This window comes from Streptomyces sp. MRC013 (genome assembly GCF_023614235.1).
Classification (GTDB): domain Bacteria; phylum Actinomycetota; class Actinomycetes; order Streptomycetales; family Streptomycetaceae; genus Streptomyces.
In genome coordinates, this window is the sequence record NZ_CP094264.1 from 4448588 (window position 1) to 4468188 (window position 19601).

Consider the following 19601-nt stretch of genomic DNA (forward strand, 5'->3'; position numbering starts at 1 on the left):
CGCCGTCCCCGGTCCGGCCGCCGCCCCCGGGGGCCGAGTACAGTCCACCTCTGACGACCTATCGACCTGGGGGACCCGGCTGCGCGATGCACATCTCCTTCCTGCTCCACAACGCGTACGGGATCGGCGGCACCATCCGCACGACCTTCAACCTCGCCGAGGCGCTCGCCGCCCGCCACGAGGTGGAGATCGTCTCCGTCTTCCGCCACCGCGACGAGCCGACCCTCGGCGCCCCCGCCGGGGTGACCCTGAGGCACCTCGTCGACCTGCGCAGGCACAGCCCCGGGTACGACGGCGACCACCCCGACCACCGGCGGCCCGCCGAGGTCTTCCCGCGCGGCGACGGCCGCTGGAAGCAGTACAGCCGCCTCACCGACACGAGGATCGCCGCGCACCTGAGGACGGTGGAGGCGGACGTCGTCGTCGGCACCCGCCCCGGGCTGAACGTGCACATCGCCCGGCAGACCCGCCGCGGCCCGGTCCGCGTCGGGCAGGAGCACCTCACCCTGGACAGCCACGGCTACCGGCTGCGCCGCGAGATCGGGTTCCGCTACCCGCTGCTCGACGCCGTCACCACCGTCACCGAGGCCGACGCCCGCTCCTACCGCACCAGGCTCAAGCTGCCCGGAGTCCGCGTCGACGCCGTCCCCAACAGCGTTCCCGCACCGGGCGTCGAACCGGCCGACTCCACCGCCAAATGGGTCGTCGCGGCCGGCCGGCTCACCAAGGTCAAGCGGTACGACCTGCTGGTCGAGGCCTTCGCGAAGGTCGTCGCCGCCCGCCCCGACTGGCGGCTGCGGATCTACGGCTCGGGCGACGCCACCGGCAACGAGAAGAACGCCCTGCGCACCCTGATCGGGCAGCGCGGACTGCACAACCACGTCTACCTGATGGGCCCCGCCAACCCCCTCGAAGCGGAGTGGGTCAAGGGGTCCGTCGCCGCCGTCACCTCCCGCCTGGAGTCCTTCGGCATGACCATCGTCGAGGCGATGCGCTGCGGGCTGCCGGTCGTCTCCACCGACTGCCCGCACGGCCCCCGCGAGATCATCGAGGACGGCGTCGACGGGCGGCTGGTCCCGGTCGGCGACGCGGACGCCGTCGCCGAGGCGCTGCTCGGCCTCATCCAGGACGACGAGGCGCGGCGCCGCGCCGGGCGGGCGGCGCTCGCCGCGTCCCGCCGCTTCGACCCCGTGCGGATCGCGGAGCGGCACGAAGCGCTGTTCGCGGAACTGGTCGCCCGCGGGCCCGGCGCCGCCTCCCGCGGCCGCGGCCGCGACGCGCTCCACCGGGTGCGCGGCGCCGTCCTCGACGCCGCGTACTCCGCCCGCTACAAGGCCGCCGACGTCCTCCGGAAGGGGAAGCGCACATGACCGGCACCACGGGCGCCTCCGGGCGGGGCGGCCCGCGCGCCGACTGCGTCGCGGACTCGGCGGGCGGCATCACCTTCGACATAGCGGGCCACGACGTGCGGGGGGCCGACCCGTCCGAACGGGGCGGGGGAGCGGGGGGAGAGCCGGTCCTGGTGCTCCGCCGCCGCGGCGCCGACCCGGTCGAGGAGACGCGGCTGCCGCTCACCCCGGCCGGCGGGGACCGGTCGCGCGCCGTCCTGCCCAGTACGGTCGAGCTGGCGGAGGGGCACTGGGACGTGTCCGTCGGGGGCCGCCCGGTGGAACCGGGCGTCCGCGACGTACGCGCACTCGTCGACCGCGTCCCCGAACCGTCCGGGCCGGTCGCCGCGCGCGTCCCGTACCCCACGGCGGACGGGCGGCTCGCCGTGCGCAGCTGGCTGCGCGCCCGGCACGCCGAGGCCGGCGACCTGACCTTCGGGGAGGACTGCTGCACGGTCGAGGGCCGGCTGTACGGCGCCGTACTGGAGGCCGGCGCGGTCGCCGAGGCGCGGTGGGGCGGCGAGGTGCGGGAGGTGCCGGTGGACGGCGAGGCCGGCGCCTTCGCCTTCACGGTGCCCTACGGCCCGCTCGCGCAGCCGCGGCCGGACCGCCCGCGGACGTGGCAGTTGTGGCTGCGGCCCTCCGCCGGCGCCGGACCGGTGCGGGTCGCCCGCGTCCTCGACGACGTGTGGGACCGCCGGGACGTCTTCGTCTACCCGGGGTACGAGGGCGACGGGTTCCGCGCGACGCCCTGCTACGGCGCCGACAACGAGCTCTGCGTCCGGGTCGCCCCGGCCCCGTAGCCCTGCCGCGCGCACCCCGACCGCGGCCGTGGCGGCCCGCACCCCTCCGCGACGGCCGGCGGTTCCTCCCCGCGGGGCGCGGCGCGACCGCCGTCCCCGCGCCGGACCCGCCGAGCCGGCCCGGCGCCGTCCCCGCGGGACCACCCGCCCCCGGACCGCCGGCGGTACGGCGGCGGCCCGGCGGGGGAGGGGAAGCCCGCGGGGCGGCCGCCGACCCGCCGGGCAGGCGCCGGGGGCACCGCGCAACGGGGCCGGACGGGGCGGCCGGCCCCCGCCGCCCCGTCCCCGCCCCTTCGCTTCCGGTGGCGCTTCCCGGAACCGGCCGTCCCACACCTGCCGGCAATGCGGGAATCATGTGGAGGAATCGTGGAGCAGAAGTGCCCGGCCGTGTTCCGTGAAGCCGCCCGGGAGAATTTCCGAAGCCGGCCCGGGCGCGCGGTCCGAGCCGGGGAATTATCGCGGAACTCCCTCCGCCGGTGCCTTGTGCGCGGAAAACGGCCCGATAGCCGGGGAACGGGTTCTTGTGACATACATGTGACAGGCCGCACACGGGCGGATGGCGATCCCCCCGGGGAGGCGCCTACGGTGGGGCCATGGCACCCATACCCGAGACGCCCCCCGCACGCCCCGACGAGCCCGCCGCGTACGTCGGCCTCGACCACCGGGAGGCCGAACGCCGGGCCCGCTCCCGGGGCTGGACCACCGTACGGACGCTGCCGCCCGGAGCCGTCGTCACGCTGGAGTACCTGGAGGGCCGGATCAACTTCGAGGTACGCGACCACACCGTCACCCGCTGCTGGACCGGCTGAACCCCGTCCCGCGCGGCGGCACGGAACGGGCCCCGGCATCCGCCGGGGCCCGCTCCTCCGCACCACGGATCGCCGCCGGCGGCTCAGCCGCCCGTCGCCGGGCGGGAGCGCGGCGGCCTGCGGCTGCCCGCCGGTGTGACCGGCATCCGCTCGGAGCGCAGCACCGCGTGCGTACGGGGCTGCGACAGCGTCGTGCGGATGCCCGCGGCGTGTGCCCCGGCGCCGACCGCGCCGGTACCCGCCGCCGGTTCGCGCACCGGCTCCTCCCGGCCCCCGGCGGCCCGCCGACGCGGCCGCGCGTCCGGCAGCGGTCCGACGGCCGCCACCGGCACCACGGGCAGCGCCGGGACGAGCGCGCGGCGGCGCTCCCGCAGCCGGTCGCGCGCCCGGTCCCGCGCGGCGAGGAGGAACGCCTCCGCGCGTGCGAGCAGCGGCTCGCACCACGGCAGGCCCAGCAGGATCAGCAGGCCGGCGGCCCATCCCAGCAGCACGTCGCTGAGCCAGTGCGTACCGAGGTAGACCGTGGTGAGACCGACGCCCAGGGCCACGACGGCGGAGAGGGCCGACAGATGGCGGCGCGCCCGCGGCGTGGTGGCCAGGTAGGAGAGGATGCCCCAGGTCACCACGGCGTTGGCGGTGTGCCCGGAAGGGAATATATCCCCGCCCGCGAACAACTCGGCCGAGCCGATCCGGGTCGCGTAGTGCGGGCCGAGCCGGCCCAGCCCGATCTTCACGGCACCCACCGTGACGTTCAGCAACAGCAGCGCCGTGCCCAGCACGAGCAGCGGGCGCAGGGTGTGCTGCCGCCACGACCGCCAGCCGAGCCAGGCCGCCACCATCACCGCGGTGGGGCCGCGCTGCCCGAGCACCACGAAGTAGTCGAGCGGCGCGTGCAGCTCGGGCCACTGCTGGTAGGGCCGGAACAGCATGACCTTCCAGTCGACGAGCACCAGCCACGTCGACGCGAGCACGGCCACGACGATGGCCAGGTAGAACACGGACGTCCCGCCGAAGAGGGCAAGACGCGTGCGGCTCATCCGCGGGATCTCCATCTTCGGCGGTTCCGGCTCCCGGTCCAGTCGGGCAAAGATGTCGGTACGCACCCAATCGACGTTACAGGGAGTGAGCGTCGGGTCAGGCCGATCGGGTCTCTTTGTGATGACGATGTGATGTGGAGTGGGTCTCGGCGGTTGTTTATCCGACTCTTATCCATAAAACGGCGGAGTGGTTCGCCCTAATGCCGGTAGGGCTTCCTCCGTAAGTGTGTTTACGTGCTCGGGAAAATTCGCTCTCCCCGGCCCCGGGCGCAATTCGCGGGCCGTTCGGGCCGCCGTCGGCGCGTCGCGGCCGGCGCCCGCGTGGCGCACGCCACACGCCCGGGCGTGTCCCGGTGAGAGGTGGGCCACGCGCCGGCCGCCCCGCGTCCCGTAGGCTGACGTCTCGCTCGCCCGTCCCCGGAGGGCCGGACGCACTCGGTCGGGGATCCCGGATGCCGGGTCGCCCCGCGGAACGTCCCCTTCCCCGGCCGGCGCCCGCCGAGCGCGGGAGTTCCACGCGGGAGGTACCTACATGTCGGGAACGACCACTGTCGGAGCGCGTCTGCGTGCCGCCGGCGGCGGCGCCAACCGCTGGGTCGTCCTGTTCGTCCTCTGTGTGAGCCTGCTGCTGGTCGCGCTGGACGCGACCGTCCTCCACGTCGCCGTCCCCGCGGTCACCGAGGACCTCCGGCCCGGCTCCACGGCCCTGCTCTGGATCGTCGACGCCTACCCGCTCGTCTGCGCCTCGCTGCTGATCCTCTTCGGCACGCTGGGCGACCGGGTCGGGCGGCGGCGCGTCCTGCTCGGCGGGTACGCCCTCTTCGGCGTGGCGTCCGCCGTCGCGGCGCTGGCCGACACGCCGGCCGTGCTCATCGCCGCGCGCGTCCTGCTCGGCGTCGGCGGCGCGATGATCATGCCGGCCACCCTCTCCCTCCTCCGCGCGGTCTTCCCCGACCGGCGCGAACGGGCCACGGCCATCGGCATATGGACGGCCGTCGCCGCGGTCGGCGCCGCCACCGGTCCCGTGCTCGGCGGGTTCCTGGTCGAGCACTTCTGGTGGGGGTCGGTCTTCCTGATCAACCTCCCCCTGATGGCGCTGATCCTCCCCGCCGGGCGCTGGCTCCTGCCCGAGTCGCGGGGGAGCGGTGACGGCCCCTGGGACGTCCTCGGCGCGCTGACGGCCGCCGCCGGCGTCCTCGCCGCGGTCCTGGGCGTCAAGCGGGCCGGCGCGGGCGACCCGCTGCTGGGCCCCGCCACGCTCGGCCCCCTCCTCCTCGGCGCCGTGCTGCTCGTCCTCTTCGTCCGGCGCCAGCGCCGCCGCGCCCATCCGCTCATCGACATGCGGCTGTTCTCGCGGGCCGCGTTCACCACGTCCGTCGGCTGCATCGTCCTCGCCATGCTGGCGCTGGTCGGCCTGGAGCTGATCGCCGTCCAGTACCTCCAGCTGATCCTGGGCCTGAGCCCCCTGGAGACCGGGCTGCGGCTGCTGCCGCTGACGTTCGCGGCGATGGCCGCCGGCGCCACCGGCTCGTACACGCTCGCCCGCCTCGGGCCGCGCCGGATGGTCGGCGGCGGTTTCGTGCTGACCGCGGGGTCCGTGCTGCTGCTGCTCCTCATGGGCCAGTACGACCGGCCGCTCCTGCTGACCGCCGGCTTCGTCCTGCTCGGCTTCGGCCTGCAGACCACGCTGTTCGCGGCGTACGAGTCGATGCTCAGCGAGGCGCCCGCCCGCAGCGCGGGCGGCGCGGCGGCCATCGGCGAGACCTCCTACCAGCTCGGCGCGGGCATGGGCATCGCCCTGCTCGGCAGCGTCATGAACGCCGCGTACGCACCCGGCCTCACCGGCGTTCCCGGCGTCCCCGCCGCCGCGGGCGCCGCCGCGGCCAACTCGCTGGGCGAGGCGTACCAGGTCGCGGCCCGGCTCGGCGGCGCGGCCGGGGAGGCGCTGCACACCGCCGCGCGCCACGCCTTCGTGCACGGGCTGCACACCACGTTGCTGGTCAGCGCCGGGCTGCTGCTCGCCGGGGCGGCCATGGCGCTGCGCCTGCCGCGCGTGATGGAGACGCAGGCCGACGACGCCGACCCCGGGGACCGCGCCGCGCCGCCGGCCCGCGCGACCGACGACGCGCCGCGGGTGCCCGCCCGGCGCGCCCCGGTGGAGCCGGCCGGCTCTGGACGTGCGGCGCACTGAGCCGTAACGTCGGCGCCCGGTCCGGCTGTCGAGGACCGTCCCCTTCCCGTCGTTCCCGCCGTTTCCCTGGTGAGCCAGTTGCCGGAGGCCCGCATGCCCGCACCCTCGAAGCTCCCGCCGTTCGACCCGGGCGACCCGCTCGGCGTCGACGACCTGCTCGGCCCGGAGGACCTCGCCGTCCGCGACACGGTGCGCGCCTGGGCCGCCGACCGGGTGCTGCCGCACATCGCCGAGTGGTACGAGAGGGGCGAGCTGCCCGTCATCCGCGAACTCGCCCGCGAACTCGGCTCGATCGGCGTGCTCGGCATGTCCCTGGAGGGGTACGGCTGCGCCGGCGCGAGCGCCGTCCAGTACGGGCTGGCCTGCCTGGAGCTGGAGGCCGCGGACTCCGGCGTCCGCTCCCTCGTCTCCGTGCAGGGCTCCCTGGCCATGTACGCGATCTGGAAGTACGGCTCCGAGGAGCAGAGGCGGCGCTGGCTGCCGCCCATGGCGGCGGGCGAGACGATCGGCTGCTTCGGCCTGACCGAGCCGGACCACGGCTCGGACCCGGCCGCCCTGCGGACGTACGCCAGGCGGGACGGCGCGGACTGGGTCCTCAACGGGCGCAAGATGTGGATCACCAACGGCTCGGTCGCCGGGGTCGCCGTCGTCTGGGCGCAGACCGACGAGGGGATGCGGGGCTTCGCCGTGCCGACCGACACCCCCGGCTTCTCCGCGCCGGAGATCCGGCACAAGTGGTCCCTGAGGGCCAGCGTCACCAGCGAGCTCGTGATGGACGACGTGCGGCTGCCCGCCGACGCGGTCCTGCCCGGCGTGACGGGGCTGAGGGGCCCGCTCGGCTGCCTGTCGCACGCCCGGTACGGGATCGTCTGGGGCGCCATGGGCGCGGCGCGCGCGTCCTTCGAGGCGGCGCTCGACTACGCGCGGACGCGGGAGCAGTTCGGGCGGCCCATCGGCGGCTTCCAGCTGACCCAGGCCAAGCTCGCCGACATGGCGGTGGAGCTGCACAAGGGCATCCTGCTCGCGCACCACCTGGGGGCGCGGATGGACGCCGGGCGGCTGCGCCCCGAACAGGTCAGCTTCGGCAAGCTGAACAACGTGCGGGAGGCGATCGAGATCTGCCGCACCGCCCGGACGGTCCTGGGCGCCAACGGGATCTCGCTGGAGTACCCCGTCATGCGGCACGCCACCAACCTGGAGTCGGTGCTCACCTACGAGGGCACCGTCGAAATGCACCAGCTGGTGCTGGGCAAGGCGCTCACCGGCCTCGACGCCTTCCGGTGAGCGGCCCCGCCCTCAGCTCTGGTTGAAGAAGCCGTCCCGGGCGCGGCCCCCGTGGTCGCCGGTGACGATCCGCGTGTCCGCGGGCGTCAGCAGGAAGACCCGGGTGGCCACCCGCTCGATGGAGCCGCGCAGACCGAAGGTGAGGCCGGCCGCGAAGTCCACGACGCGCTTGGCGTCGTCCGCCTCCATGGCGGTGAGGTTCATGACGACCGGGACGCCGTCCCGGAACAGCTCGCCGATCGTCCGGGCGTCGCGGAAGCCGTCCGGGGACACCGTGGCGATCCGGCGGCCCTCCTCCCGCGCGCTCTCGGAGGCGACCCGCACCCGGGGGTCGGTCACCCAGGCGTCGCCGTCGTCGGCGGTCTCGGCGTACTCGTCGTCGTAGTAGCGCTCGTCGTTGTCCTCGACGAGTCCCAGCCAGGCACTCGCCTTGCGCACCGATCCCATGGACGCCTCCTTTCAACGTGGTCACGTGTGGTTCCGCACTCCTATGGTCGTCCATGATGCGGACCGCACGCCAAGCGGATACCCGCCGAGCGAGCGTTTCGTGACGGTACTGGTGCAGAAGATATGGTGATTCGTCAGGTTTCCTGCTGCGCAACAGGCTTCTTGTACCCCAAATATGAAATTCACACCGGACGGGCGAGTCGGCGCGCGTACGGGTGAACGACTCCACGGTTACGATGCCCGACGTGTAGGGATCCAGTCACGGGGGAGCGCATGTTCGGAATCGTCAGACCCTGTTCGCACCGGCTTGCGGAGGGGCTCCGGGCGGAGTGGACGGCACACCTGTGCGGGCTCTGCCTCGCCCTGCGCGCCGACCACGGCCAGTTCGCCCGGGTCGCGACCAACTACGACGGCCTCCTCGTCTCGGTCCTGACGGAGGCTCAGTCCGGACGTGCCGCCGACGCACGGCGCACCGCCGGCCCCTGCCCGCTGCGCGCGATGCGCACCGCGCCCGTCGCGCGCGGCGAGGGCGCCCGGCTGGCCGCCGTCGTCTCCCTGGTGCTGGCCTCGGCCAAGGTGCGGGACCACGTCGCCGACCGCGACGGACCGCTGGCCCGCCGACCGGTCGCCGCGGCCGCCCGCCGGGTCGCGCACCGCTGGGACGCCGCGGGCGCCCGGACGGGACGGGAACTCGGTTTCGACACGGCGGTCCTGCTCAACGCGGTTGACCGCCAGGCCGGGGTCGAGGCGCTGGCCGGGCCCGGCACGCCCCTGACGGCGGTGACCGAACCGACCGAGACGGCCACCGCCGCCGCGTTCGCGCACACCGCGGTCCTCGCCGGCAGGCCCGGGAACGCCGCGCCCCTCGCGGAGGCGGGCCGGCTGTTCGGGCGCCTCGCCCACCTGCTGGACGCCGTCGAGGACCTGGAGGCCGACACGGCGTCGGGCGCGTGGAACCCGCTCACCGCGACCGGTACGTCCCTCACCGAGGCGCGGCGCCTCGCCGACGACGCCGCGCACGGCGTACGCCTCGCGCTGCGGGACGCCGAGTTCGCCGACGACCGGCTGCTGCACCGGCTCCTCGTGCACGAGCTGCGGCGCTCGGTGGACCGCGCGTTCGCCACGACGACCTGCGCGCACCGGGCGCACGGCGGCCACCCCCACCGGGGCGACGGGCGGGACCGGGAGCCGTACGGCGCCTCCCGCCCCCACGGGGGCGGCCGGCCGGGCGGGTACGGCGGAGGGCGCGGCGGCCGGGGCGGCGGATCGGGCTCCGGGGGCGGGGGGCCGAGGCAGAAGCCGCCGCGCGGACCGATCGCCGGCTGCGCCGTCTTCGTCGGCCTCTTCTGCACCTGCCGCATCTGCTGCGCGGAGGAGTACGAGGGTCCCTGGTCCCGCAAGAAGCGCGAGGGCTGCTGCCGCGACTGCGACTGCGGCAACTGCGGGTGCGACTGCTGCTGCCCCTGTGACGGCTGCTGACCCCGTACGGCACCGGCACCCCCTGCCCGGACGCGCCCGTCCGTCCGGCGGCGGGTCCGCGCCGCTCCACCACGCCCCCGCCCGGCCCGCCGGGCGGGGGCGTTCCGCATCCCGACGCACCCGCGCGCGACGAGTTCGAGCCGCTTTCGCCGGGGCAAACCCAAGTGATCGAGACAGGACTAGACCTCACTCCACGTCCCCCGACCATTGCACGAGGTGTTCGCAATCGGGACTGACCAGTGATGATCAGCGGTAATAGGCGCAGGTGGGATGGGGGTGTGACGATCATGTGTGCGTCCTGAAGCCGGTCTTGTGTACGACTCACGGATATCGGAATAGTGGGCGGCCCATCCTCCGTGCCAGGCGCCCCACGCGCCGGGCGCGGGTCCCCACAGGAGGTTGATGTTGAAGCACCGACGCATACCCGAGAGGCGCGCGGTTCTCGCCGGCGGAGCCGTGGTGGCCTTGTTGGGAGCAGCGGTCACCTTCCAGACTGCGAACGCCAGTGATGACGTACCGCAGTTCGAGGCCAAGGCCATGTCGGCCGTTGCGGCCGGAAATCTCGCCTCTTCGCTCGACGCCCGGCTGGGCGACGGCGACACCGCCGGCGCGTACTACGACGTCGAGTCCCGCACCCTCGTGGTGAACGTCGTCGACGAGGCCGCGGCGGACACCGTCCGCCGCGCCGGCGGCGAGGCGCGGGTCGTCGAGCACTCCCTGACCGAGCTGAAGTCGGCGCGGGAGACCCTGAAGGACCGGGCGACCATCCCCGGCACCTCGTGGGCCGTCGACCCGGTCACCAACAAGGTCGTCGTCACCGCCGACCGCACCGTCAAGGGCGAGACATGGGAGAAGCTCACCCAGGTCGTTAAGGGCCTCGACGACAAGGCGGAGCTGAAGCGGACCGCCGGCGCCTTCACCCCGTTCGTCGCGGGCGGCGACGCCATCCACACCGGCGGCGGCCGCTGCTCCCTCGGCTTCAACGTGGTCAAGGACGGCCGGCCGCACTTCCTCACCGCCGGACACTGCGGTGACACCGGCTCCAAGTGGTCGGACAGGCAGGGCGGCGAGCCGGTCGGCACGATGGTCGACTCGCAGTTCCCGGGCGACGACTTCGCGCTGGTCGAGTACGACCGCGAGGTCGAGCACCCGAGCACCGTCAACCTGTACGACGGCGGTGCCCAGCGGATCGCCCGCGCGGCCGAGGCCACCGTGGGCATGGAGGTGACCCGCAGCGGCTCCACGACGCAGGTCCACCGGGGCGAGGTCACCGGCCTGGACGCCACCGTCAACTACGGCAACGGGCAGATCGTCGAGGGGCTCGTCCAGACCACCGTGTGCGCCGAGCCCGGCGACAGCGGCGGCTCCCTCTTCTCCGGTGACGCGGCCGTCGGTCTGACCTCCGGCGGCAGCGGCGACTGCACGTCCGGCGGCGTCACCTTCTTCCAGCCCGTCACCGAGGCGCTCACGGAGTACGGCGCGCGGATCGGCTGACGTCGGGCACGGCGAGGCGGCGGGCCCCCGGTTCCGGTACCCCGGAGCCGGGGGGCTCCGCGCACGGGCGCGGTCCGCCGGGCCCGCGCGGACGGGACCGCTCCCTGCGGTCGCGCCCACCACCGCGGGACGCCGCCCCGGCCGGCCGGGGCCTCCGGCGCGCCCGGCGCCGCCACCGCGCGGGCGGCGGCGTGCTGCGGGTCGCGCTCCGCGAGGCCGCTCGCCGTGAACCCGTCCCCGCCCGGCCGCAGCACCGGCCGCCGGTCCGCCGACGCCCGCGGGGCCGGGTCCTTCGCGACCGCCGCCGGGGCCGTGGTCCCGGCGGGCCGGGCGACGCCGCGGTACCGGCCCCCCGGCGCGCCGTCCGCGGCCCGCACCCCCTTCACGGAGTACCGCCGGTTTTGCCCGCGGTGCTCCGTGGACACGTCGCCGGGTTTGAACCGCGCGAAGCCGGAGTCCCGCGCCCCCTCGCCCACCCGGGCGGCGCGGGCCGTCGGCGGCGGGCCGTCGTCGGGCACGGCATCCGCCGGGTACCGGGCACGGCGCGCCCCGCCTCGACCGGGACGACGTCAGCCGAGCGTGCGGACGTGGCGCACCTCCGTCGCGCAGATCCGGTAGCCGAGCCGGGCGTTGACGGCCAGCATCGGGGCGTTCGCGCCGTCGTTGCTCGTGTACGCGTCGGTGTAGCCGGCGGCACGGGCGCGGCGCAGCGAGTCCGTCTTGGCCAGCCGGGCCAGACCGCGGCCGCGGTGGGCGCGCAGGGTCCCGGTCATGCCGGAGACGTAGCGGGAACCGCCGTCCGTGTGGGCGGCGGTGTAGGAGGCCACCCGGCCGTCCACCGTGACGACCGTGGACAGCCGGCGGTCGAGCAGCGGATTGTCCCAGGTGTGGCGCACCCAGTCGTCGAAGTCGTCGAGGTCGGTGGCGATGTCGCCCGGCTCGTCGGACGTGGCCTCCGCGTCCGCCTCGAACATCGGCCTCGGATCGTCCTCGTAGTCGGCGGCCGTGCGCAGCGCGACCCCGGGCGGAAGCTCTGCGGGCGGTTCGGGCAGGGCGGCGGACGCCAGGTCCAGATGCTGGAAGTGCGCGGTCCTGGTGGGGCGGTAGCCGCGCCCGCGGGCGAACGCCAGGCTCCGCGGGTCGTCCCGCGCCCAAGCGTAGACGGACGTGGCGCCGTGGGCCGCGAGGTGCTCCTCGGCGGCGCGCAGCAGCAGGCCGCCCGCGCCGCGGCCGCGGCGGTCGGGGTGGACGTTCGGCGTGGCGTACGCCTGGCCGGGCTCGTCGCTGTCGTACGCGATGCCGGCGTGGACGGTCCCGACGACCTCGCCGTCCTCCTCGGCCACGAGCAGGCGGAACCTCTTGGCCGGGTTGGCGGTCTCGACGTCGAAGAGGACCGAGCGCGGGGTCACCGCCAGGAACGGCACGGTGGCCCGGCGGGACCGGGCCACGGCCTCGGCGTCCTCGGGGCGGAAGTCACGGATGATGACGGGCATGGAGGGTCACGGTACGGGTCTCCCGGCGCCGGTCGCCTCCCTGTTTCCGCGCCGTGGGGGAGAATCGGCCCGTGACCCTGAAGCTCTCCGTCGACGCCGGCGCACCGGCCGCCCCCTACGAACAACTGCGCGCCCAGATCTCCGAGCAGGCCCGCTCCGGCCGGCTCCCGGTCGGCTGGAGGCTGCCCACCGTGCGGGGCCTGGCCGAGGAGCTGGGCCTCGCCGCGAACACGGTCGCCAAGGCGTACCGGGCGCTGGAGGCGGACGGGGTGGTCGAGACCCGGGGCCGCGCCGGCACGTTCGTCGCGGCGGCCGGCGACGCCGCGGACCGCCGCGCGGCCGAGGCGGCCGCCGCCTACGCCCGGGAGGCCCACCGGCTGGGGCTGGCCCCCGCCGAGGCGCGGGCGGCGGTGGAGGACGCACTGCGCGCGGTGTACGGGGGTGAGGCGGGCGCCCGCGGGGGCGTGGTCCCGCAGGCCCTACAGGTACAGCCCCGCACCCGCGTTCCGCGGTTCCGGGAGGGCCGCGGGACCGGTGCCGCGCCGCAGGGCGTACAGTTCGGCGAGGGTGGCGCCGTCCCGGCCGACGTCCCCCTCCCCCGCCCAGCCAGGCGACCGCCTCGGCACGGGTCAGCGGCCCGACCTCGACGCGGGCCAGGCACCGGCCGGGCCGGACGACCGCCGGGTGCAGCCGCTCCAGGTCCTCGTTGGTGGTGACGCCGACCAGGACGTTGCGCCCCTGCCCCAGCAGCCCGTCCGTCAGGTTCAGCAGCCGCGACAGGGCCTGTCCCGCCGTGTGCTTGGCCTCGCCGCGGATCAGTTCGTCGCAGTCCTCCAGGAGCAGCAGCCGCCAGCGGCCCCTCCCGGTGCCGTCCTCCTCGCCGGTCGCGATGTCCATCAGGTAGCCGATGTCCCCGAACAGCCGCTCCGGGTCGAGGACGCAGTCCACCTGGCACCAGTCCCGCCACTCGCGGGCGAGCGTGCGCAGCGCGGACGTCTTGCCCGTGCCGGGCGGTCCGTGCAGGAGCAGCAGCCGGCCCGCGACGCCCTCGGGCGTGACCTTCATCAACCGGTCCAGCGCGTCCGCGACGGGCGCCGTGTAGTTGGGCCGTACGTCCTCCCAGGCCCCGGCGGCGATCTGACGGGTCGTCCGGTGCGGGCCGCGCCGCGGCGACAGGTACCAGAAGCCCATGGCGACGTCCTCGGGGCACGGCTCGGGCTCGTCCTGCGCCCCGTCCGTCGCCTGGGCCAGGACCCGTTCGGCCAGGGCGTCGTCGACGGCGGTGACCGTGACGTCCGCGCCCCGGCTCCAGCGGGACACGAGCAGCGTCCACCCCTCGCCCTCGGCGAGGACGGCGCTGCGGTCGTCGGCGCGGGCGGACCGCAGCACCGTCGCGTCCGGCGGGAGCAGCGTCGACCCCGGCCTGACCCGGTCGAGGCTGCGGCTGCGCGAATGCGGCTGCTCACCGGTCGCGAAGCGGCCGAGGAACAGCGCGTCGACCACGTCGGAGGGGGAGTCGCTGTCGTCGACGGTGAGCCGGATCGGCAGGGCGTCCTGCGGGTTGGCTGACATGGGCCCCATGATCCGGCACGCCGGCCGGGGCCGCACCGGTTTTCGGCCCCGCCGCACCGCCGCCGCACCACCGCCGCACCACCGCCGCGCCCGGACGCTCCGCGGACGCGGTACGGACGGGGGAAGGCCGACCGTCGTACGGGTGAAGGACCGGTGTGCCGGAGGGCGCGAGGAGCCGCCGCGGTGTTCCGTACCGGAAGACGGCCGGCGGTGCGCGCGGGACGAGCGCCCCGTCCGGCCGACTCCGCCGGCGCACGACGCGGTCGGACGGGGCGCGCGGAAGGCCGTGTGGGCGCCGCCTCCGAACGGGGGAACGCGCGGGCGGCCACCACCGCGGCTATTGGCATGCACACGTCCTGCTGCTACCAAGAGGCAGGCAGAGATTCCGCGACAGGGGGTTCCATGAAAGCTTCCCGCCGTGCCGTGTCCGCGTCCGCGCTCCTCCTCGGCGCCGCCCTCGCCCTCACCGGTGCGGGGGCCGCGCAGGCCGACTTCTCGACAGCCGCCGTCGACTACGTGGCCCTCGGCGACTCCTACTCCTCCGGCGTCGGAGCCGGCGCGTACGACAGCGCCAGCGGCTCCTGCAAGCGCACGCCCCGCGCCTACCCCGCCCTCTGGGCGGCCGCCAACGCCCCCTCGTCGTTCGCCTTCACCGCCTGCTCGGGCTCGAGGACGACCGATGTGACGGCCGGCCAGCTCTGGCCCCTCAACAGCGGGACGGACCTCGTCTCCGTGACCGTCGGCGGCAACGACGCGGGCTTCGCCGACGTCATGACCACCTGTGTCACCCAGTCCGAGGCCGTCTGCATCCAGCGCGTCAACACGGCCAGGGGCTACATGGACACGACGCTGCCCGGCCGCCTCGACACCGTCTACCGCGCCATCCGCGGCAAGGCCCCCTCCGCCCGGGTCGTCGTCCTCGGCTACCCCCGCTTCTACAAGCTCGGCGGCTCCTGCATCGCCGGGCTGACCGAGAACGAGCGGCGTGCCATCAACGAGGCCGCCGACCACCTCAACGCCACCACCGCCAAGCGCGCCGCCGACCACGGCTTCGCCTTCGGCGACGTCGTCCCGACCTTCACCGGCCACGAGATCTGCTCGGGTTCGGCGTGGCTGCACAGCGTCAACTGGCTCAACATCGGCGAGTCGTACCACCCCACGGCCGCGGGCCAGTCGGGCGGCTACCTCCCCGTCCTCAGGAGCGCCGCGTAGGCGCGGCCCCGCCACCCGGCCCGGCGGCGGGGCCGCGACCGCGCCCCGCCGCCCGGCCGGACCCGCACGCCCCGCCCGCACCGCCGGCCGACGCCCCGTCAGGGCGCCTGCCGGGAAGGCCCACCGGTCCGCCGCGGCCCCTTCCCCTGCCGGTGCCGGACGACCGGGGAGCGACCAACCCGCGCCGCCACCGGACATATTCGGAGAGTCACCGTCAACCCCCTTATCCGGGCGGTGGATCCCGATACCGGGATACACGGCTGCAAGGCGGGGACGATAAGGTTAACGTTGGCCCGGGCCGGGTGCCCTCGTACGGGTGGGGAGTGTCATGGAACAGATAACGATGCGCAGCAGGCCGCGCGTGCCTGCCATCACCTGCGGCGGCGGCGCGACCGGTTCGCGCCTCGACCGCCACCTGTCGGTGCTCGGCGGCCCCGCCGTCCCGCGGCGCGAGACCGCCGAGGCGACGTCCCTGATGCTGGAGCTGACCACGCGCGACGTCGCGCGCAGGCACCGCAGCAAGAGCGCGCGCGTCTCGCTCCTCGCGCCGCTGAGCCGGCTGCGCCGCTCGCTCTTCGGCAACCACGGCTGAAGCGGCCCGGAGCGGACGGGATTCGGCCCTCCGCCCGCCGACGTCCGCGTGGGGCGGCCCGGCCCGCCCGTCCCCGGCAGGACCGCACCCCGCCCACCGGCACCGGCCGCCACCCGCCCCGCGCGTCCGCGCGCGGTCCCCGCAGCGCCGCGCCCGTGAGCCCGGCCGGCACCGCCGCCCGTCGACCGGTTCCGTCCGCCTGCCCGGCGCGCCCGGCGAGTGCCCGGTGGACACCCGGCCACTGGGACCTCCCGCCCGTCGCGTCCGCCCGGGGACGAGCGGGGCGTGCGGGACCCGCCCGGCGGACCCGCCGCCCCCGCGGGCGCCGACGCGGTCAGCCCTGGAGCACCCGCCCGTCCTCCTGCTGCGCCTGCCCCCGGTAGTCCTCGGCGGCCTCGGCGTCACCGAGCTCTTCGGCGATCTCGGCGAGCTGCCACAGCACCTGGGCGGTGTGGACCCGCAGGTGGTGCCGGCGGGCGAGGACCAGGGCGTGCCGGAGGTGCTCGCGGGCCTCGGCCAGGTGGCCGGTGCGGCGCAGCTCCCGGCCGTGGACGCCGGCCATCCAGGCGCGCCACAGCTGGTACTGGTCGGCCGGTGCCAGCGCGAGGGAGCGGGCGAAGTGGTCGGAGGCGTCCTCCAGCCGGTGCTCCGCCAGGGCGAGTCGGGCCTGCCGGTAGTGCGCCAGCATGCCGGGAGGGCACACGCCCGCCCCGACCGCCGACGTGAGGGCGCGCACGTGCACGTGATCGGCCCGCTCCGGGCGGCCGAGGCGCGCCTGGGCGTTGCCGAGCATCATCAGGACCTGTGCGTTGGTGGCGTGCTGAGCGTGGTGCCGCAGGAGCGCGGCCGCCACGGCGAGGTGCCGGCCGCCCTGGGGCAGCCGACCGGTCTCGGCGTACAGCCGTCCCAGCGCGGCGTGCAGCCGGGCACGCGCCACGGGCACGGCGGAGCCCTCGGGCGGGGGGACGGCGGTGGCGGGCGGGGCCTCGACGGCCCGCAGGGCCCGTTCCAGCACCGGTGTCCAGCCGCCGTGCGGGCGCCACACGACGAGTGGCCACAGCAGTGCGGGCAGGAGCCAGGCCCGGTGGCCGTCCTCCGCGCCGGGGGGCGTGCCGGCCGCGGAGGCGAGGGCGAGGGCGGCGGCGGCGCGGAGGTTCTCGTGTTCGGTGCTGTACCAGTGGAGCGCCCGGGCGCTGTCGTCGAAGCGCGGGCCGTGCGGACCCGCGCCGTCGTGGACGGGCAGGGGGACCGGCGGATCACCGCTGGGGTCCACCACCGTCACCGCGTGCCGCAGGGTACGGGCGTAGTGGTCGAGCAGGCGGCGTCGTGCGGCGTCGGCTCCGGCGGTGTCGTGGCTCCCTGCATCGCGGGCGAAGAGGCGTACCAGGTCGTGCAGGACGTAACGGCCGGGCCGCTCCTCGTGGACCAGGTGGGCGGCGCCCAGCCGGTCCAGGCCCTCGCTCGCCTCCGGGCGGGGAAGGCCGACGAGGGCGGCGGCCGTCCAGTCGTCGAACTCGCGGCCGGGGAAGCGGCCCAGGGCGTGGAACAGCGCGGCGTCCCGGGCCGTCAGCTGGGCGACGGAGACCCCGAGGGCCGCCGCCACCGACATGTCCTCGGCCCGCAGGAGGAGGAGGCGCTGCTGCTCGTTGGCGAGTTCGTCGGCCATGGCGCGCAGGGGCCAGGAGGGACGGGCCCGCAGGCGTGCCGCGGTGATCCGCAGCGCGAGGGGCAGTCCGTCGCACAACCGGGCCAGGCGGTGGGCTTCGGCCTCCTCGTCCGCCACCCGGGCCTCGCCGAGGACGGCCCTCAGCAGCGCGACTCCCGTCCGGGCGGGGAACTCCCGCAGCACCAGGGACTCGGCGCCGTCGGTGACGACCAGTCCGTCGAGGCGGTTGCGGCTGGTCACCAGCGTCGTGCAGTGGCGGCCGCTGGGGAGCAGCGACCGCACCTGGGCGGAGTCGCGTGCGTTGTCCAGCACGACGAGCAGCCGGCGGTCCGCGACCCGTGAGCGGTACAGGGCCGCCGCGGCCTGGGAGGCGTCCGGTACGTGGGATGCCGGGACGCCCAGGGCCTGGAGGAACATGCGCAGCACCTGCATCTCGTCGGCTTCGCCGTTCGGGCTGAAGCCGCGCAGGTCGGCGAAGAGGCATCCGTCGGGATAGCGGGCGGTGTGCTGGTGCGCCCAGCGCAGTGCCAGCGACGTCTTGCCGACGCCGGCCGGGCCGGTGATGAGGACGACGGGCGGCACGGAGGCGGCCGGGCCGTCCGCGGGGCCGGCCAGGGCGGCGAGGTGCCGCAGTTCCGGCGCGCGGCCGATGAACCCGGCCGGAGGCCGGGGCAGCAGGTCGGGCCTCCTCCGCGGGGCGGGGCCCACCTCGGGGGCGGGGGCCGGGCGCCGGGCCTCCGGGGGGTACGGGCGCGCGGCGTCGGGGGCGGGCGCGGCCCACCCCTCGCCCGCCCTGCGGGGAGGGCCCAGAAGGCCGGCGTACACGCTGCTCAGGACGGGGCCGGGCTCGACGCCCAGATCCTCCTTGAGGAGCCGGCGGGTGCGATGGAACGCCTCGATGGCCGAGGACTGCTGCCCGCAGGCCGCCATGGCCTCCAGCAGTACGGCGAGGAGGGTCTCGCGCAGGGGGTGCGCGGCGGCCTCCGGGCGCAGCAGGACCACCGCCTCGGAGGCGTTCTGCGACCGCAGGAGCGCCGCCCCCAGGTTCTCGACGGCCGTCAGGCGCGCGTCCTCCAGGGACTGCGCCGCGGCGGTGAGCACGCCGGTGCGCGCGGTGCCGGCGAGCGCCGCTCCGTGCCACAGGCCGAGTGCGCGACGCAGCAGCGGAACGGCGGCGGCCGCCGCCGCCCCACGCGCCCGCGCGGTCAGGGCGGCGAACCGGTGGCTGTCGAGGTGCCCCTCCGGAGCCCGCAGCACATAGCCCCCGCCGAGGGTGGCCAGCTCGATCCCCCACGCGGGGGCGTCCGCCTCCGCCAGCTCGGCGCGGATCCGCGATATGTGCCCCTGCACGACGGTACGGCTGTGCCGCGGCGGCTCCTCGTCCCACAGGGCACTGGTCAGCAGGTCGGGGCTGACCGTCCGGTTGAGGTGGAGCAGGAGCGCGGCGAGCACGCTGGTCCGCTTCTCGGGACCGGTCAGCGCCCGGCCGCCGGCCGTCCGCAGCCCCACGGGGCCGAGCAGCGTGAACGTCGGGGCGGTGTCGTCGGTGGACGCACCCGGTGTGCGGTCCTCTCCGGAGGGGGGACCCGTCGGCCGGGTACCCACGCTCTCCGCGTCTGCGCTCGTCACGGCTACCGCCGCCTCCTCGTCCATTCCCCACCGGTCGCTGCCGGCGAGAGGTGACCATATGCGGTGGGCAGGTCCGCCCCCCGACCCGGAGCCCGGACCGGCGACCCCGCACTGCGCGGCCTCCGCCGCAGCGTCCCGCGCGGCGCCGGCGCGGCCCGGTAGCCGCGGCCCCCGGTGCACCGCTCCGGGCTCCCGGTGGCGCGGCGCCGTCCGCCGTCGCCGGATCGCCGTCGCGCCGGAGGAGCCGGACGACGCCGGTGACGCGGGGCCCCGCTCCGGCCGCCCGCGCGGGGCCGCGTTCCCGGGCCGGAGGGCTCGGGCGGCCGGCCGGCTGAGCGGCCACGCCGACGGGGCGGCCGCGGGGCGGAGCCGTACCGGCGCCCCTTCGGGCACGGCCGCGCCGGCACCGCGCGGGGCGTGGCAGCGAGATGTTACCGAGGCGTTAGCGCGGGCGTCGAGAGTGGCCCGAGAAATCCGCTCCCGGAACCAGCGGGGGCCGCTCCAC

The 19601-nt window shown here is 76.0% G+C and carries 13 protein-coding genes and 2 pseudogenes; 10 read left to right on the top strand and 5 right to left on the bottom strand.

What is annotated here, in order from left to right:
* Positions 1-86 precede the first annotated feature (86 nt).
* From LUW75_RS20175 to LUW75_RS20185, 3 genes are all read left to right on the top strand, one after another.
* Positions 87-1370, top strand: coding sequence for a glycosyltransferase family 4 protein (locus LUW75_RS20175; protein ID WP_250336875.1), 1284 nt, complete (start codon positions 87-89; stop codon positions 1368-1370).
* Positions 1367-2191 carry a hypothetical protein gene (locus LUW75_RS20180; RefSeq protein WP_250336876.1) on the top strand — a complete coding sequence of 275 codons (825 nt, stop codon included), beginning with the start codon at positions 1367-1369 and terminating at the stop codon, positions 2189-2191. Before LUW75_RS20175 ends, LUW75_RS20180 begins: the two co-directional genes overlap by 4 nt.
* A gap of 593 nt (positions 2192-2784) precedes the next feature.
* A complete protein-coding gene (locus LUW75_RS20185; protein ID WP_250336877.1) occupies positions 2785-3000 on the top strand; it encodes an I78 family peptidase inhibitor in 216 nt (71 codons plus the stop codon).
* 83 nt (positions 3001-3083) lie between these two features.
* Here LUW75_RS20185 and LUW75_RS20190 read toward each other — a convergent pair whose 3' ends face one another.
* The gene (locus tag LUW75_RS20190; RefSeq protein ID WP_250336878.1) at positions 3084-4103 is read right to left on the bottom strand and encodes a phosphatase PAP2 family protein; all 1020 of its coding nucleotides are present in this window, start codon (positions 4101-4103) and stop codon (positions 3084-3086) included.
* Positions 4104-4569: 466 nt separating this feature from the next.
* On the opposite strand from LUW75_RS20190, the gene LUW75_RS20195 reads away from it, so the two are divergent.
* Together LUW75_RS20195 and LUW75_RS20200 are read left to right on the top strand one after the other, a co-directional pair.
* Positions 4570-6228, top strand: a complete 1659-nt coding sequence (locus tag LUW75_RS20195; protein WP_250336879.1) for an MFS transporter — start codon at positions 4570-4572, stop codon at positions 6226-6228.
* Between the two features lie 93 nt (positions 6229-6321).
* Positions 6322-7512: an acyl-CoA dehydrogenase family protein gene (locus tag LUW75_RS20200; protein WP_250337745.1), complete on the top strand. Its 1191-nt coding sequence runs from the start codon at positions 6322-6324 to the stop codon at positions 7510-7512.
* A gap of 12 nt (positions 7513-7524) precedes the next feature.
* Here LUW75_RS20200 and LUW75_RS20205 read toward each other — a convergent pair whose 3' ends face one another.
* Entirely contained in the window at positions 7525-7959 is a 435-nt protein-coding gene (locus tag LUW75_RS20205; protein ID WP_250336880.1) for a cell division protein SepF, read from the bottom strand.
* Positions 7960-8232: 273 nt separating this feature from the next.
* On the opposite strand from LUW75_RS20205, the gene LUW75_RS20210 reads away from it, so the two are divergent.
* Entirely contained in the window at positions 8233-9438 is a 1206-nt protein-coding gene (locus LUW75_RS20210) for a DUF5685 family protein (protein ID WP_250336881.1), read from the top strand.
* Positions 9439-9843: 405 nt separating this feature from the next.
* Complete coding sequence (locus tag LUW75_RS20215; protein ID WP_250337746.1) at positions 9844-10932, top strand: S1 family peptidase; 1089 nt, start codon at positions 9844-9846, stop codon at positions 10930-10932.
* A gap of 569 nt (positions 10933-11501) precedes the next feature.
* Here LUW75_RS20215 and LUW75_RS20220 read toward each other — a convergent pair.
* A complete protein-coding gene (locus LUW75_RS20220; RefSeq protein ID WP_250336882.1) occupies positions 11502-12425 on the bottom strand; it encodes a GNAT family N-acetyltransferase in 924 nt (307 codons plus the stop codon).
* A 71-nt stretch (positions 12426-12496) separates the two neighbouring features.
* Between LUW75_RS20220 and LUW75_RS20225 the strand changes: the two are divergent.
* Positions 12497-12865: pseudogene (locus tag LUW75_RS20225) on the top strand (GntR family transcriptional regulator); the annotation flags it as partial.
* Between the two features lie 39 nt (positions 12866-12904).
* Here the strand turns inward: LUW75_RS20225 and LUW75_RS20230 are convergent.
* Positions 12905-13997 (bottom strand): annotated as a pseudogene (locus tag LUW75_RS20230) (DUF5925 domain-containing protein).
* A 402-nt stretch (positions 13998-14399) separates the two neighbouring features.
* Between LUW75_RS20230 and LUW75_RS20235 the strand changes: the two are divergent.
* On the top strand, positions 14400-15209 hold the full coding sequence (locus LUW75_RS20235) for an SGNH/GDSL hydrolase family protein (protein WP_250336883.1): 810 nt from the start codon (positions 14400-14402) through the stop codon (positions 15207-15209).
* A gap of 328 nt (positions 15210-15537) precedes the next feature.
* Complete coding sequence (locus LUW75_RS20240) at positions 15538-15801, top strand: hypothetical protein (protein ID WP_250336884.1); 264 nt, start codon at positions 15538-15540, stop codon at positions 15799-15801.
* A 334-nt stretch (positions 15802-16135) separates the two neighbouring features.
* Here LUW75_RS20240 and LUW75_RS20245 read toward each other — a convergent pair whose 3' ends face one another.
* Complete coding sequence (locus LUW75_RS20245; RefSeq protein WP_250336885.1) at positions 16136-19096, bottom strand: AfsR/SARP family transcriptional regulator; 2961 nt, start codon at positions 19094-19096, stop codon at positions 16136-16138.
* Positions 19097-19601: the final 505 nt, after the last annotated feature.

Bases quoted from the DNA above. Each gene is read 5' to 3' on its own strand.
- LUW75_RS20210 (WP_250336881.1), top strand. From the start codon at position 8,233: ATGTTCGGAATCGTCAGACCCTGTTCGCACCGGCTTGCGGAGGGGCTC.
- LUW75_RS20220 (WP_250336882.1), bottom strand. From the start codon at position 12,425: ATGCCCGTCATCATCCGTGACTTCCGCCCCGAGGACGCCGAGGCCGTG.
- LUW75_RS20240 (WP_250336884.1), top strand. From the start codon at position 15,538: ATGGAACAGATAACGATGCGCAGCAGGCCGCGCGTGCCTGCCATCACC.
- LUW75_RS20195 (WP_250336879.1), top strand. From the start codon at position 4,570: ATGTCGGGAACGACCACTGTCGGAGCGCGTCTGCGTGCCGCCGGCGGC.
- LUW75_RS20175 (WP_250336875.1), top strand. From the start codon at position 87: ATGCACATCTCCTTCCTGCTCCACAACGCGTACGGGATCGGCGGCACC.
- LUW75_RS20185 (WP_250336877.1), top strand. From the start codon at position 2,785: ATGGCACCCATACCCGAGACGCCCCCCGCACGCCCCGACGAGCCCGCC.
- LUW75_RS20200 (WP_250337745.1), top strand. From the start codon at position 6,322: ATGCCCGCACCCTCGAAGCTCCCGCCGTTCGACCCGGGCGACCCGCTC.
- LUW75_RS20205 (WP_250336880.1), bottom strand. From the start codon at position 7,959: ATGGGATCGGTGCGCAAGGCGAGTGCCTGGCTGGGACTCGTCGAGGAC.
- LUW75_RS20180 (WP_250336876.1), top strand. From the start codon at position 1,367: ATGACCGGCACCACGGGCGCCTCCGGGCGGGGCGGCCCGCGCGCCGAC.
- LUW75_RS20235 (WP_250336883.1), top strand. From the start codon at position 14,400: ATGAAAGCTTCCCGCCGTGCCGTGTCCGCGTCCGCGCTCCTCCTCGGC.